Raw genomic sequence first — 13,990 nt, forward strand, 5'->3', positions numbered from 1 at the left:
TCGGTCGACCCGCGAGAGGTGGTCGACCGGCCGCAGGGAGCGCGGTGGGCGCGGCCGGCCGACCACGTTCGGACCCGGCTGGGGGCCGGACCGGCTACAGCGCGGCGCCGATCAGCGAACGGCGTCGAAGCTGTGGTCGGGGGCGTTGCGGTCCATCTCGTCGAGGATCGTGTTGACGAGCTGGGTGAGCAGGTGCAGACCACCCGTGTACCCGATGATCGGGAACCGGTGCAGGTGGTGCCGGTCGAAGATCGGGAATCCGACCCGGACCAGCGGCACGTTCGCCTCGCGGGAGATGTACTTGAGCTGCATGCTGCCGATGAGCAGGTCGACCGGCTCGGTGAAGACCAGCGACCGCAGGTGCCAGAGGTCCTTCTCCGGCCACACGGTCGCCTCTTCACCGAACTTGCTGGCGGAGAGCACCTTCTCCATGCGGGCCTTGAAGGTGGTGTCGGCGTTCGTGCTCACGATGTGCACCGGGATCATCCCGAGCTCGAGCACGAAGCGGGTCAGCGCGATGACGAGGTCGGGGTCGCCGGCGATGGCCACCCGCTTGCCGTGCACGTAGGCGTGCGAGTCGGTGATCGCGTCGACCAGGCGGCCACGCTCGGCGGTCAGCTCCGCCGGGACCTCGACCTCCGCGACCTTGGCGACCGCGGTCAGGAAGGCGTCCGTGCCCTTGACCCCGAGCGGGGTCTCGAGCAGGACCGTCTCCTGCTTCCAGTCCTTCTCGATGTACTCGGCCGTCCTGCGCAGCGTGGATTCCTGCAGCACCAGGCTCGCGCGGCTGAACTTCGCCAGCGCCCCCTCCGCGAGCGGGGTGCCGCCCGGGTAGAGGTCGTACTCGCCGTCCGCCGGGGAGTCCAGCGAGCTGGAGTGGTCGCCCAGGATCAGCGGGTCGACGCCCATCAGCTCGAGGATGCGCTTGTACTCACGGTGGTTGCCGATGTACGTGTCGAACCCGGGGATGACGTTCAGCCGGACCTTGTCGGACTTCGCCACCTTCGACGCGTCCGCGTCGGGCGACTTCGCCAGCATCTCGAGGATGCCCTTGAGCATCACGTCGTAGCCGGTGATGTGCGAGCCCACGAAGGACGGGGTGTGGGCGTACGACACCGGGAAGTCCTGGGTGATCGCTTCCTGCTCGCGCGCCGCGCCGATGTAGGCGAACAGGTCCTCACCGATGACCTCGGCCATGCACGTGGTGCTGACCGCGATGTGCTTCGGCTTGTAGAGGGCGGTGATGTTCTCCATCGCCTCGACGAGGTTGTTGATCCCGCCGAACACGGCGGCGTCCTCGGTCATCGAGGTGGAGGCGGCGGGCACCGGCTCCTTGAAGTGCCGGGCGAAGTGGCTGCGGAAGTACGCCACGCAGCCCTGCGACCCGTGCACCAGCGGCATGGTGCCCTCGAACCCGAGCGCGGCGAGCACCGCGCCGAGCGGCTGGCAGGCCTTGGCCGGGTTGACGGTCAGGGCCTCCCGGGCGAAGTTCTTCTCCCGGTACTCCCACCCGCGGGTCCAGTCGAGGACCCGCTGGACCTCTTCCTTCGGGGCCGCGTTCTCGAACTCGCGCTTGCCCTCGAACTGCTTCTGGTAGACCTCGTCGCGGAAGATGTCGTTGTGGTCAAGGACCCGCAGCGGGACCGCGCTGGTGTGCTCGGGGGTCGTCGTCACCGGACGTCCCTCCTCTCCCCTGTGGGGCTTGTCCCCAGGTGGGGCTTGAGGCCTGCCGCGGCAGCCGCCAGCGACCGTTTCTCCGGTCACGGGGTCGCTGGCGGCTGCGTTCGGCCAGGCCTGGATGAACTACTGGTCAGCTACTGCAAGTGGCCGTCTACTGCGAGTGGCCGTCTACTGCGAGTGGCCGTCTACTGCGAGTGGCCGTCTACGGCAAGTGGCCGTCTACTGCTGGGCGCCTCGCGCCCGGGTGCCCGGAGGGCGGTGGATCAGGCGACCTCGCCGGCCTTCGACCAGGGGGCCTCGAGGAGGTCCCAGGCCGGGCTGTTGATGGCGATGTCCATGTCCCGGGCGAAGACCGCGAAGCCGTCGACGCCGTGGTAGGGCCCGGAGTAGTCCCAGGAGTGCATCTGCCGGAAGGGGATGCCCATCTTGTGGAAGACGTACTTCTCCTTGACGCCCGCACCCATCAGGTCCGGCTTGAGGAACTTGGCGAACTCCTCGAGCTCGAACGCGGTCGGGTCGTCGTAGAGGACGGTGCCTTCCTTGAGCATGCTGTAGGTCCGGGTGTAGTCGTCCTTGTGGGCGAACTCGTAGCCGGTGCCGACGACCTCCATGCCGAGGTCCTCGTACGCGCCGATGGTGTGCCGGGGGCGCAGGCCACCGACGGCGAGCATGACGCGCTTGCCCTCGAGCCGCGGCCGGAACGCCTTGGTGATCTCGTCGAAGCGCACCTGGTACCGGGCGATCGCCGCCTCGGTCTTCGCCTTGATCTCATCGTCGAAGAACTCGGCGATCTTGCGCATGGAGGAGATGATCTTCGTGGGGCCGAAGAAGTTGAACTCGGTCCACGGGGTGCCGAAGCGCTCCTCCATGGTGGTGCAGATGTAGTTCATCGAGCGGTAGCAGTGGATCAGGTTGAGCTTCGACAGGTGCGTCGAGGCCATCTCGTTGATCGTGCCGTCGCCGGACCACTGGGCGATGACCCGCAGGCCCATCTCCTCGAGGATGCGCCGGGAGGCCCAGGCGTCACCGCCGATGTTGTAGTCACCGATCAGCGCGACGTCGTAGTCGGTCTGCTCGAAGGAGTCGCCACCGGTGCCAAGCACGTGGTCGCGAACAGCGTCGTTCGCGATGTGGTGACCCAGCGACTGACTGACGCCACGGAAGCCCTCGCAGNGGACCGGGATGACCGGGATGTCGAGCTTCTTGGAGGACTTCTTGGCCACGGCCTCGATGTCGTCACCGATCAGACCGATCGGGCACTCGGACTGCACGGAGATGCCCTTGGCCAGCGGGAACAGCTCGACGATCTCGTCGCAGACCTGCTCCAGCTTGGGGTCACCGCCGAAGACGATGTCCTTCTCCTGGAAGTCCGTCGTGATCTGCATTGCCGTGAAGTTGTCGACGCCAAGGTGACCGTGGGCGTAGTTGCGCCGGGTCGCCCAGGAGTACTGACCGCAGCCGACCGGGCCGTGGCTGATGGTGACCATGTCCTTCACCGGGCCCCACACCACGCCCTTGGAACCGGCGTAGGCGCAGCCGCGGATCGTCATGACCCCGGGCCGGGACTTGATGTTGGACTTGACCTCGCACTCCTTCGACCCCTCGGGGTCGTTGGCCTTGAGGTGCTTGGCCCGGAACTTGGCTGCCTTCTTGGGGTACTGAGACAGAACCTCGGCGATCATCGCCTCGGTCTCGGCCCGCTCGGGTGCCGGTGTCGTCGTCATGGTCGGGACCTCATCCTCGACGGTGTCGGTGCAGGTGGGCGTGGGATCGTCAGGCGACCGCGGCGGCCTTGCCGATCACGCTCTCGTCCTCCTGCGCCATGATCCCGAAGTCGATGAGGAGCTCCTCGAGCTCGTCCATCGTGATCGGGGTCGGGATCGTCTTCATGTCGTTGTTGACGATCTTGTTGGCGAGCTGGCGGTACTCGTCGGCCTGGCTGTTCTTCGGGTCGTACTCGATGACCGTCATCCGGCGCAGCTCGGCGTGCTGCACGACGTTGTTACGCGGGATGAAGTGGATCATCTGGGTGTTGAGGCGGCGGGCGAGCTCCATGATCAGCTCGTCCTCGCGGTCGGTCTTGCGGCTGTTGCAGATGAGCCCGCCGAGCCGGACGCCGCCGGAGTGCGCGTACTTCAGGATGCCTCGGGCGATGTTGTTCGCCGCGTACATCGCCATCATCTCGCCGGAGGTGACGATGTAGATCTCCTGCGCCTTGCCCTGGCGGATCGGCATCGCGAAGCCACCACACACAACGTCACCGAGGACGTCGTAGGTCACGAAGTCGAGGTTCTCGTACGCGCCGGCCTCCTCCAGGTAGGTGATGGAGGTGATGACGCCACGGCCGGCGCAGCCGACGCCCGGCTCCGGGCCACCGGACTCGACGCNCTTGATGCCCCACTGGCCCTCGACGAGCACCTCGTCGAGCTCCAGGTCCTCGACCGAACCCTTCTCGGCCGCGAGCTGGATGACGGAGGTCTGCGCCTTCGAGTGCAGGATCAGGCGGGTCGAGTCAGCCTTCGGGTCACACCCGACGATCATGACCCGCTGGCCCATCTCGGCCATGGCCGCCATGGTGTTCTGCTGGGTGGTGGACTTGCCAATACCACCCTTGCCGTAGAAGGCGATCTGGCGCATGCGGTGCTCCTCCTTGGGACGGTTGCCCGGCGCGCGGTCACCGGGGCTCGGCCATGCCGATCGGGCTGGCCGGGCCGGTCGGCCCGCGAGCTGCCGGACGTGCCGCCGGTCGGATTGGACCGGGACGTCGGCACTACCGTGGTGCTGGTCGTACGAGCCCGCTGGCGCGGGCAGGTCGGTCAGACCTGCTCTTCGCGCCGGGGGGCCTCCGCTCGGGGGGTCGGCATCTCTACCCGCCCGAGAAGCTCTTGGAAGTCGCGGCCGTGAAGGCCGCGCTTGTGCTGGGTGGCGGCGGCACGGACCCGCTCCAGCAGGGGTTCGATCTCGTCGTCCTCGGCGGTCAGCCCGTACTGCTCGAGCGCGTAGCGCACCGAGGCCCGCCCGCTGTGCTTGCCGATCGCCAGCCGCCGGCGCCCGCCGACCTCGGCGGGGTCGAACGGCTCGTACGTCGCCGGGTGGCGCAGGATGCCGTGCACATGGATGCCCGACTCATGCGCGAACACCGACTCGCCGACCACCGCCTTGCCCGCCGGCAGGGGCCGGCGTGCGGCCCGCGACACCAGCCGGGCGAGGCTGCGAAACGACGTCGTGTCCAGGTCGACGGGCAGCTTCAGCAGGTGCCGAAGCGCCATCGCGACCTCTTCGATCGGGGCGTTCCCGGCGCGTTCGCCCAGGCCGAGCACGGTGGTGCTGACCCAGGTGAACCCCGCCTGGACGGCGGCGATGGTGTTGGCCGTCGCCAGGCCGAAGTCGTCGTGGGCGTGGATCTCCCACGGCCCCGGGACCGCCCTGACCAGTCGCCCCAGCCGATCGTGCGCGCTCACCGGGTCGAGCAGGCCGACGGTGTCGGCCCAGCGCAGCCTGGTGACGCCCAGTTCCCGCAGTTCGCCCGCCAGGTCCGTGACGAACGCGTCGTCGGCGCGGGAGGCGTCCTCGAAACCGACGCTCACCCGCATCCCGCGGTCCGTCGCATCCGCGACACAGTCGCGGACCCGCAGCCGCGCCCAGGCCCGATCCCGCCCCAACTTGCTCTTCAGGTGCAAGTCGGAGACCGGGATGGTCAGGTGCGCGGTGACGAGGCCGCAGCTTGCCGCGGCCTCGACGTCGCGGTGGTCGGCCCGGCACCAGCCCACGATCTCCGCGTGCGGATCGGTTGCGAGGATCTCCCGCAGCACGTCCCGCTCGGTGACACCCATCGCCGGGATTCCGGCCTCGATCTGGTGTACCCCGATGGCGTCCAGGGCAGCGGCGATGGCGAGTTTCTCGGCCGCGGTGAATGCGACGCCAGGCGCCTGCTCGCCGTCGCGGAGCGTGGTGTCGCAGAATTTGATCGCCGCGTCCGACTGTATCGCCGTGGTAGATGAGCTGGGAAAACGGGGGTCTCGCACTGTCATCACCAGCCGTTGCTCCGGGACTGAAGACCATGGGCTGCGCCGCGAACTGTGGTTCTGTGTTTGTCCGGCGGCGACATGAATCAGACTAGGAGGCGATTATTTCGAGGCTGCAAGCGCCGGTAACTTCCGGGTTAACAGGTATTCTCGGCGGATGAGTGCAAGCTTTTCCGCCGGGATATCTCGAAGGATATCTGCCAGGAAAAACTTATCCTTGGATTTTTCTTTGGGGGACTTCGTGCGGGCCGGAGGTGGCCCAGCTCACCCGGCGAGGGTGGGCCGCCCAGGGCGGCCGGGGGCCCTCCTGGTCACGCACCTCACCGAGGGCGCGGGCCCGTCCTGGACGAAAAGGAGCACCGGCCGATGCGTCCGACCGTGCATACGCCAGGTTATCCGACCGGACCGCCCGGTCGATTCCTTTCCGTAGCGCAAATGTCACGGACGGGAATCCAGGGCGGTCGCGAGGGGGTCGCGAGGGAGGCACGGCGGCGGTGCGGAGTACGCACTAATCGGCACGTCCCGATGGCATCACCATCGGCCTGTGCAGCAAGGGTTAACGTTATCGAAACCCTTGAACTTCTTCCCGGGTTGGACCTCGCCGAGCGGGTCGGATATCTTATGGATAACAAAAAGACGCCGGGCGAAGCCGGGCGAGGCCGGCCCGGCAGCACGCAGTGCTTTCCCCCGGGGAAGCGGAAGGAGCTGGGCGTGTCGGTACACGTATACGCGGGGTACTTCGGTTGCCAGCCGGGATGGTAGAGATGTCGGAGGCGCAGATGATCGGTGTGCCGACCGACGCCCCCGGGAGCTGGGAGGACCTGCGGTCAGCCGTGGTGGGGAACAACGGAGTCTTCAGGACCACCATGGGCATGCTGCGGGAGATCGGTGGCTACGGCCGGCTCGGGACGAACGTGCGGCAGATCCTCAGCCGCAACCTCGCGGGCATCGGCCTCGGTCACCTACCCATGGAGCTGCCGGCATACCAGGACAAGGAGATCCTGCTCTTCCAGTACGGCACCCCCGCGGCCGAGATCGTGGAAGCCGTCCGCGAAGGCGCCTCGGACGGGGCCGAGACCGCCCTGATCCGGCTGAACTCGTCGCAGGACATCGCCAAGGTGCGTGACGCCTCGCTGAAGGCGGTCGAGCTCCTGTCGATCCTGAACGACCGATGCCGGGACTGCATGCGTCCACTGCCGTAAACGACCGGTAGGCGGCACCCTCAGCGATTCTCGCCGATCGCCGAGGCACCGCCTGCCCGTCGACTCGGCCCGGAGATCGCAGCCACCGGCGCGGGCCTGGGGACGGCGGCTACCACGGGCTTTCTCTCGGAGTGGCGACCTCGTGCGCCGCTGCGAGAGAAAGCCTGGGTCACCGTCCGACCACGAGCCCTACCCGCCCGCGGGATCCGGGCCGAACACCGCCCATAGATCACCGATCGTGTCGATCCGACGCCTCGCCCGGCACGGATCCGACGGTCGGTTGACCCCTGCCCTGCGTCGGCCGCCGCCACAGGCGTCATTCCTGCGCGCCNCCCTCCCGACCCGGTCCCCGGCCTGCCCGGTGCAGCCCTGCCCGCTGCTGTCCCGTCCCGCCCTGCCCTGCGCCGCCGTGCCCGGCGGTGCGTGGCTTGCGATCCGCTCGGTCGTAGGAGTAGACCCTTCCTCAGGCTCCTGGCGGGAGGCAATGATGACGGGTACCGGCCGAGCAGGCGCCGTGGCCGCGGCGCGTGTGACCTGGGTGCTCATCCCCGGTGCGGGGGGCGCGTCCTGGTACTGGCACCTCGTGGCGCGCGGGCTGTGCGAGACGGGCGGGACCGTCGTCGCCGTCGACCTCCCCGCCGCGGACGAGAGTGCCGGCCTGCCCGAGTACGCTGACGCGACGGTCGCCGCGGTGACCGCGGCCGCGGTCCGGCCGGGCGTCGACGGGGCCGGCCACGCCCCGTCCGGCAGCGGCGAGGTGGTGGTGGTCGCGGCCTCCCTGGGCGCCTTCGTCGCGCCGCTGGTGTGCGAGCGGCTGCCGGTGTCGCTGATCGCCCTGGTCAACGGCATGATCCCGCTGCCCGGCGAGACACCAGGCGAATGGTGGGAGGCGACCGGCCAGCCGGCGGCCCGGCGCGCGTCGGACACCCGTGCCGGCCGGCCGCCGGACGCGGACTTCGACGCCAGGACGTACTTCTTCCACGACCTGCCGGCCCCGCTGGCCGCGGAGGCGATGGCGGGCGAGCCCGCCCAGTCGGAGGCGGTCTTCGGGTCGCGCCTGCCGATCGACGCCTGGCCCGCGGTGCCGACCCGGGTTCTCGTCGGCCGGGACGACCGCTTCTTCCCGGCGGCCTTCCAGCGCCGCGTCGCCCGCGAACGCCTGGGCCTCGAGGCCGACGAGATCACTGGCGGCCACATCGTCGCGCTGGCCAACCCGGCCGACGTCACCGCCCGGCTGCTTTCCTACGCCGACACGGTCCTTGGCCCGTCCGGGCCCCACTGATCAGCGGTTTCCCTTCGTTCCACCCGCTTACTGATCAATAGGCAAGTAGCCTGGGGGCCGTGAGCCAGACCAGGGACCGGATTCTCGCGATCGCCCGCGAGCTGTTCGCCCGTCATGGCTACACCGGCACGACCAACGCCGACATCGCCCGCGAGCTGGGCACCACGACAGCCGCGCTGTACTACCACTTCCCGTCCAAGGCGGCGATCCTCTACGGCCTGCTCACCGAACCGCTGGCGGCCTACCAGCGGATCATCGAGTACCTCGACACCGGGCCGCCCGCCCCGGCGGAGCTGCTCTGCGCGTTCATCGACCTCGCCGCGGACTCCCGCGAGCTGGCCGCGCTCATCGACCGGGATCCGAGCGTGCTGGCGGTCGTCGACAAGCGGCTGCCCCGCACCATCGAGCGGATGACCAAGCAGGTGATCGCCGCGCTGGCCGGCCCCGACGCCGACCGCGGCGCCGTCCTGCGCGCGCACGCCGCCTTCGCCGCGGTCAAGCACGCCACCATGGCCGCGCTCGCCCTCAACGACGGCGTCCTCGATCCCGCGGACCGCGCCGAGATCCTCCACACCGCCCTGCGCATCCTTCAGCCTCCCGCCGCGGGCTGAGGCGCCCGCGGCCGTCCGCCGCCGGCTTCGGCCTGGTTCTCGGCCTCGTTCTCGGCCTCGGCCTCGCCGTCGCCATCGTCTCGTCGCGGGGTGGGCAATCCGGCTGTCTCGTCGCGCCCGACGGCGTACAAGGGAGGGATGTCGCAGTATCACTTCGACCCCGGGACCTACCGAGCCATGGTGGTCGCCGAGGTGCCGCACTACGAACGGCTCCAGGACGAGGTGGCGGCGGCGACGGCGGGCCGGCGGGTGACGCGCCTGCTCGATCTCGGGGTGGGCACGGGCGAGACCAGCGGGCGCGTGCTCGGCGTCCATCCGGACGCCGCTCTCGTCGCGCTCGACGAGAGCCCGGCGATGCTCGACGCCGCCCGCCCCCGTCTGCCACCCGCGGACCTACGCGTCGGCCGGCTCGAGGAGCCGCTCCCCGCCGGCCCGTTCGACCTGGTGATCTCGGCGCTGGCCGTCCATCATCTCGACGGGCCCGGAAAGGCCGACTTGTTCCGCCGGATCGCCGCGATCCTGCCGCCGAGCGGCCGCTTCGTGCTCGCGGATGTGGTCGTACCGGACGACCCCGGGGACGTCGTCACTCCCATCGACGGCGTCCACGACAAACCGAGCCCGTTGCCCGACCAGCTCGACTGGCTTCACCAGGCCGGTTTCGACACCGCGGTCGCCTGGCAGCACCGCGACCTGGTGGTCATTACCGCCGATCGCCCCGCTCGCTGAGCAGCAATCCCCTTCGGTCGCGGGCGAGGCGCGTCCTGATGGCAGGAGCGTCCGGTAGACAGGTGTCGCGCCCGGTCGCGGTGAGCTGTTCGGGATTCAGGCCGGCGAGCGCAGGATGCGCGGGTTGGCGGGGTCGGTGTTGTCGAGCAGAAAGTGCGCGCGCTCGTGCGGGGCGGCATTCCGGCGGTACATCTCCTGAGCCGGCAGATAGCGGGCCTCGTAACGCTCCCGGACCGCGGCCGGGGAGCCGAAGAGGTCGACGTCGCGCAGCAGCGCCCGGCGCAGCGATTCGCCGGGGCTGATGCCGAGGAAGATGCTCACGTCCCAGTGCTCGCGCAGCTCCCGGCGCAGCAGGAAGACCCCGTCGACGAGCAGCACCGCATCGGCCGGTGCCAGGTCGGCGGGCGTGTCGACCGCCGACTCCGCCCGCAGGTCAAACGCTGCGGTCCGATACCACCGGTCGCCGCCCGGGCCGAGCGGATCGAGTAGCAGGCGCCGCAGCGCGCCGTAGTCGAAGGCATCCAGAAAATACCCGTGGGGTGAAAGTTCACCGCGCCGACGACGTTCCGCCCGCGGCCGGTGAAACGCATCCACGCCGGCGCGGATGACGGGCCGCCCTCGGCCGCCGATCCGCTCGGCCAGCTCGTCGGCCAGAGTCGTCTTGCCGGCCGCGTCCGGACCGTCGACGGCGACCCGCACGACCCACTCCCGGCACCGGGCGACAATCCACTCGGCAAGGGTGTGTACAACCATGACCCGGGCCGCCGCGATCTCGGCATCCCGGCCGACGGAAAAACCATTGCCGCCCATACCCGCAGGCTACTCAGGCCGCCCCGACCGGAACGTTTCGACGGACTTTGACGGCGGCTATCGGGGAGGTGCCGCTCGTCACTCTTCGTCGGAATTCCGAGACAATGATCGATCCGTACCCGGACCATGGCCCTGGTGACCATCACACCGCCGACCAGTCCGACCGTGGAGCCGGCCGAGGATGGCGACGTCGCTCGGGCGGGATGGCTCTCGCCCGGGGTGCGGGGCATCGGCGCGGCCAGCTTCCTCGCCGATGTCGGCCACGAGATCCCGACCGCGCTGCTGCCCTCGCTGCTCACCGGGACCCTCGGCGCACCCGCGGCGGCACTCGGGGCGATCGAAGGGGTCGCCGATGCGCTGGCGGGGGCGGGACGATTCACCGGCGGCGCGCTCGCGGACGATCCGGCCCGGCGGCGCCGGGTGGCCGTGGGTGGTTACACCACCACCGCCGTTGCTCGGCGCGGCCACCGCGGGAGCGACGGCCGTGTGGCAGGTGGGGATCCTGCGCGCCGCCGCCTGGACCGCCCGCGGCCTGCGGGTGCCGGCCCGCAACGCCCTGCTCGCCGACCTCGTCCCGGCGACGGCCTACGGACGGGCCTACGGGTTCGAACGGATGATGGACAACCTCGGCGCGATCGTCGGCCCGCTGCTCGCCCTCGGTCTCGTCGCCTGGCTCGGCACCACGTGGGCGATCGGCCTGTCGGTGATCCCCGGCCTGCTGGCCGCGGCCGCGATCGTCTACGCCATCCGCCGCACCGCCCGCCCGGCCGCGCGGGACCGGGCGCCACTGCGTGTCGTCGTGCGCCCGCTGGTACACGGTGACCTCGGCCGGCTGCTGGGCGCCGTGGCCGCCTTCGAGATCGGCAATGTCGCCGCGACCCTGCTGATCCTGCGGGCCACCGAGGAGCTGACCCCCGCCCACGGCCACGACACCGCGACCACCCTGGCCCTCGGGCTGTACGTCGGCTACAACGTCGCCGCGACGCTGGCCTCGGTTCCCGCCGGGCATCTCGCCGACCGGCTCGGCGAGCGCGGCCCGGTCCGCGTGTTCGCCGTCGGCGTCGCCGCGTTCGCCGGCGCCTACGGCCTGCTCGCCACCGACATCACCGGGGTCGCGCTGCTGGCGGCGCCGTTCCTGCTCGCCGGCCTCGGGATCGGGGCCGTCGAGACCGCCCAGCACGCCGCCGTCGCCGCCCTCGCCCCCACCGATCTGCGTGGCTCGGCGTTCGGCCTGCTCGCCACCGTCCAGTCGCTGGGCAACCTCGCCGCCAGCACCGTCGCCGGCGTCCTGTGGACCGTGGTCTCCCCCACCGCCGCCTTCGGCTATCTCACGGACTGGATGCTGCTCGCCCTCGCTGGCCTACTCACCACCGCCCGACACCGACGAGGCCGGGGGTGACGAGACCGCAGGTGATGAGGCCGAGGGTTCGATGGCTGGCGGTCCGGTGGCCTGGTGGCGTAGCTGCTCGTTGAGCTGCCGGGCTTCGGCGAGTTGGTCTTCGAGCAGGACGATGCGACAGGCGGCATCGATCGCGGTGCCCCCGTCGACGAGTTCGCGGACGCGCCCGGCGAGGCGGAGTTGGTGGCGGGAGTAGCGGCGGTGGCCGCCGTCCGAACGCAGGGGAGTGATCAGGCCGGCTTCGCCGAGGGCCCGCAGGAACGCGGGGGTGGTGCCGAGCATGTCGGCCGCGCGGCCCATGGTGTAGGCGGGGTAGTCGTCGTCGTCGAGGCTGTCAGTCGGTTTGCGGGTGGTTCCAGGGGTCATCGCGCCTCTTGAGCACACATCGAGGGACCCCGGTGCCGCATGGCACCAGGGTCCCGAGGGTCAACACCATCTACCGGCGAGGTACGCCGGATCTCTGTATCCGCGAGGCCGCCCGGGACGGGCGGGGACGCGGGGATCGCATATGCGTGACCGGGGACCACCTTCCAATCTGGGGCCTGCGGTAGCCGAGCGACCTAGAGCGCCGCTCCGGCGATCCTGATGGCGTCTGCTCCTCTCTCTCCTCNTTCGTTCTATGGCCGGGTGTTTCTGATCGTGCGTGATCGTGCTCGACAGCCCACCTTGGCTGCCGTCCCGCTCGCGCCAGTTCCTGTCTGGCGCGACCATGGACTCTCTTGGCTACGAGAAGAACTCTACCCGGGGCAGCGCCCGATGTCTACTGCCGCGGGTACAGATTTTTCAGCTCCGAGGAGACAGGTAGTCGTCGACCATCAGATCTTGATGACGGTGACCCGCCCGCCGCACAACACCATGAGATCGTCGGGATCCGACGTGAGCACCGCGACCGGGCCGGGGGCGGCCAGCGCGGTCGCGCAGACCATCGCCTCGATCGCGTGCCGGTGGCCGTGCAGACCGGCCTCGCCCAGCAGGGCGGACGCGTGCCGGGCCAACGGTTCGGTGACGGGCTCGACGACGAGCCGAGACAGCGTCCACTCCAGCGCGGGACGCCTGATCCGCGGATGGACCACCTCGACGAGGGTCGCCGCGCTGGTGACCACCCGCATGTCGTCGGCGCGGGCGAGCGCCAGCCATCNGGTGACGTCGCGGTCCCGCTGGACGGCCTTGGCGAGCCCCTCGCTGTCCAGGACCAGGGTGCCGCCCGGCACCGCGGCCGGACGGGTCACGCCGCGTGCGGATCGGACGGACGCTGCTGCTGGCGGCGGGCCTGCAGCAGGATGTCCCGCCTGGCCTGGATCTCCTCCTCACCGATCGGCCCATGGTCGGCCTCGGCGACCGAGATGAGCTCGTTGAGGTTGTCCCGTTCGATCTGGCGGGCGACAGCCGCGGCGACGTAGGCGGACAGCCCCGAGGGGCCGCTGCGGGCACGGGCGGCCTCCGCGACGTCCCGAGGCATCGTGATCGAGTACCAAGGAAGCCGAGAGTTCCGATCAGGTAGGGCGGAGCAACCAGGACTATCGCGCGTAAGGTGACCTGCCGGCGTCGAGCGTCACGCGAGACCAGTTCCGCGACGGGAAGCGGGTGACCAGGCCCGTCGAGGTGATCGACCACCGCCGCGACCCGGTCCGCCGCTTTCTTCGCGGCCCAGTGGCGAGCCTTCTTCGGTCGACTGCTGACCGCCGTCACCAGGGTGCGGGAGTCACCGAACAGAACAAACGCCAGTCCGAAGAGGCTGGCACCCGGCGGGAGGAGAAAGCTACCCACCAGGCACCTCTTCCGTCACGCATTCCCGGCTCGTCCGCTCCTCCGCGCGGGATCGCGCCCGGGTCGGCGTAGTACGACTCGTCATCGGGATCTCTTCATCGAACCGATTCCGGTCGGAGCCGCCTCCTCCTGAGGGCCGGCCGGCACCTGGCGGGGCAATGCCTGCCCGAGGTCCTTCGACGTGGCCTGGGCCGCCGATCCCTTGTTACTCCCGAGAATGGCCGGTGGGGGCGGTTGCCGTGGGACTGGTACGCCGACCTTGGGCGTGCCGGCGGCGTAGGAGAAGATCGCGCGTTCCACGGCGCGAAGGCTGACTCGTGCTCACTGGCGCGCGATGCCCGTCCTCGACCGTGGCGCGGCGCGGCGCGTCCATGAGGTCCGTCCCTGAGCCGGATGTCCGGCGACACGAGCGATGCAGACCGTCGGTTACGTGTCATCGCTTTCTGTTACTGGTCACATGATGCCCATGCATCCGGCGGACGCGGCGC

13 protein-coding genes and 3 pseudogenes are annotated in these 13,990 nt (G+C 70.0%); 5 read left to right on the plus strand and 11 right to left on the minus strand.

Features of this window, described 5'->3' with window-relative positions:
- Window positions 1-111 precede the first annotated feature (111 nt).
- The 6 genes and pseudogenes from nifK to nifV all read right to left on the minus strand — a co-directional run bounded on the left by nifK (window position 112) and on the right by nifV (window position 5,714).
- Window positions 112-1,674 carry a nitrogenase molybdenum-iron protein subunit beta gene (gene nifK / locus UK82_RS00500; protein ID WP_044885611.1) on the minus strand — a complete coding sequence of 521 codons (1,563 nt, stop codon included), beginning with the start codon at window positions 1,672-1,674 and terminating at the stop codon, window positions 112-114.
- 269 nt (window positions 1,675-1,943) lie between these two features.
- On the minus strand, window positions 1,944-2,853 hold a 910-nt coding region (locus UK82_RS34695; protein ID WP_304438024.1), incomplete at its 5' end, for a nitrogenase component 1.
- 1 nt (window position 2,854) lies between these two features.
- Window positions 2,855-3,404 (minus strand): annotated as a pseudogene (locus UK82_RS34700) (nitrogenase component 1); the annotation flags it as partial.
- A gap of 49 nt (window positions 3,405-3,453) precedes the next feature.
- On the minus strand, window positions 3,454-4,067 hold a 614-nt coding region (gene nifH / locus UK82_RS00510), incomplete at its 5' end, for a nitrogenase reductase (RefSeq protein ID WP_236705309.1).
- A gap of 1 nt (window position 4,068) precedes the next feature.
- Window positions 4,069-4,317: pseudogene (locus tag UK82_RS34705) on the minus strand (AAA family ATPase); the annotation flags it as partial.
- A gap of 179 nt (window positions 4,318-4,496) precedes the next feature.
- Window positions 4,497-5,714 (minus strand): homocitrate synthase, encoded by a 1,218-nt coding sequence (nifV, locus tag UK82_RS00515; protein WP_044885614.1) that lies wholly within the window; start codon window positions 5,712-5,714, stop codon window positions 4,497-4,499.
- A gap of 755 nt (window positions 5,715-6,469) precedes the next feature.
- On the opposite strand from nifV, the gene UK82_RS00520 reads away from it, so the two are divergent.
- The 4 genes from UK82_RS00520 to UK82_RS00535 all read left to right on the plus strand — a co-directional run bounded on the left by UK82_RS00520 (window position 6,470) and on the right by UK82_RS00535 (window position 9,526).
- Window positions 6,470-6,907 (plus strand): hypothetical protein, encoded by a 438-nt coding sequence (locus UK82_RS00520; RefSeq protein ID WP_044885615.1) that lies wholly within the window; start codon window positions 6,470-6,472, stop codon window positions 6,905-6,907.
- A gap of 487 nt (window positions 6,908-7,394) precedes the next feature.
- Window positions 7,395-8,189 (plus strand): alpha/beta fold hydrolase, encoded by a 795-nt coding sequence (locus UK82_RS00525; protein ID WP_044885668.1) that lies wholly within the window; start codon window positions 7,395-7,397, stop codon window positions 8,187-8,189.
- Between the two features lie 59 nt (window positions 8,190-8,248).
- The gene (locus UK82_RS00530) at window positions 8,249-8,800 is read left to right on the plus strand and encodes a TetR/AcrR family transcriptional regulator (protein ID WP_236705310.1); all 552 of its coding nucleotides are present in this window, start codon (window positions 8,249-8,251) and stop codon (window positions 8,798-8,800) included.
- A gap of 138 nt (window positions 8,801-8,938) precedes the next feature.
- Window positions 8,939-9,526, plus strand: coding sequence for a trans-aconitate 2-methyltransferase (locus UK82_RS00535; protein ID WP_055405997.1), 588 nt, complete (start codon window positions 8,939-8,941; stop codon window positions 9,524-9,526).
- Window positions 9,527-9,622: 96 nt separating this feature from the next.
- On the opposite strand, the gene UK82_RS00540 is transcribed toward UK82_RS00535, so the two are convergent.
- Entirely contained in the window at window positions 9,623-10,336 is a 714-nt protein-coding gene (locus UK82_RS00540; RefSeq protein ID WP_083506992.1) for a uridine kinase, read from the minus strand.
- Window positions 10,337-10,766: 430 nt separating this feature from the next.
- Here UK82_RS00540 and UK82_RS00545 point away from each other — a divergent pair, with 430 nt between their 5' ends.
- Window positions 10,767-11,735, plus strand: coding sequence for an MFS transporter (locus UK82_RS00545; protein WP_236705311.1), 969 nt, complete (start codon window positions 10,767-10,769; stop codon window positions 11,733-11,735).
- Here the strand turns inward: UK82_RS00545 and UK82_RS00550 are convergent.
- From UK82_RS00550 to UK82_RS00560, 4 genes and pseudogenes are all read right to left on the minus strand, one after another.
- The gene (locus tag UK82_RS00550) at window positions 11,697-12,101 is read right to left on the minus strand and encodes a MerR family transcriptional regulator (protein ID WP_044885618.1); all 405 of its coding nucleotides are present in this window, start codon (window positions 12,099-12,101) and stop codon (window positions 11,697-11,699) included. The two genes, UK82_RS00545 and UK82_RS00550, sit on opposite strands and share 39 nt — an antisense overlap.
- 449 nt (window positions 12,102-12,550) lie before the next feature.
- Window positions 12,551-12,873: DNA-binding protein (locus tag UK82_RS42155; protein ID WP_396230425.1), on the minus strand; the 323-nt coding region annotated here is incomplete at its 5' end.
- 1 nt (window position 12,874) lies between these two features.
- Window positions 12,875-12,964, minus strand: a pseudogene (locus UK82_RS42160) (DNA-binding protein); the annotation flags it as partial.
- Window positions 12,961-13,194, minus strand: coding sequence for a hypothetical protein (locus UK82_RS00560; protein ID WP_044885620.1), 234 nt, complete (start codon window positions 13,192-13,194; stop codon window positions 12,961-12,963). The pseudogene UK82_RS42160 and the gene UK82_RS00560, both read right to left, overlap by 4 nt.
- Window positions 13,195-13,990 lie beyond the last annotated feature (796 nt).

It is taken from the genome of Frankia sp. ACN1ag (assembly GCF_001414035.1).
Lineage (GTDB): Bacteria > Actinomycetota > Actinomycetes > Frankiales > Frankiaceae > Frankia > Frankia torreyi.

Coding starts and splice junctions, on each gene's coding strand:
- UK82_RS00520 (WP_044885615.1), top strand. CDS start 6,470: ATGTCGGAGGCGCAGATGATCGGTGTGCCGACCGACGCCCCCGGGAGC.
- UK82_RS00525 (WP_044885668.1), top strand. CDS start 7,395: ATGACGGGTACCGGCCGAGCAGGCGCCGTGGCCGCGGCGCGTGTGACC.
- UK82_RS00535 (WP_055405997.1), top strand. CDS start 8,939: ATGTCGCAGTATCACTTCGACCCCGGGACCTACCGAGCCATGGTGGTC.
- UK82_RS00540 (WP_083506992.1), bottom strand. CDS start 10,336: ATGGGCGGCAATGGTTTTTCCGTCGGCCGGGATGCCGAGATCGCGGCG.
- UK82_RS00550 (WP_044885618.1), bottom strand. CDS start 12,101: ATGACCCCTGGAACCACCCGCAAACCGACTGACAGCCTCGACGACGAC.
- UK82_RS00560 (WP_044885620.1), bottom strand. CDS start 13,194: ATGCCTCGGGACGTCGCGGAGGCCGCCCGTGCCCGCAGCGGCCCCTCG.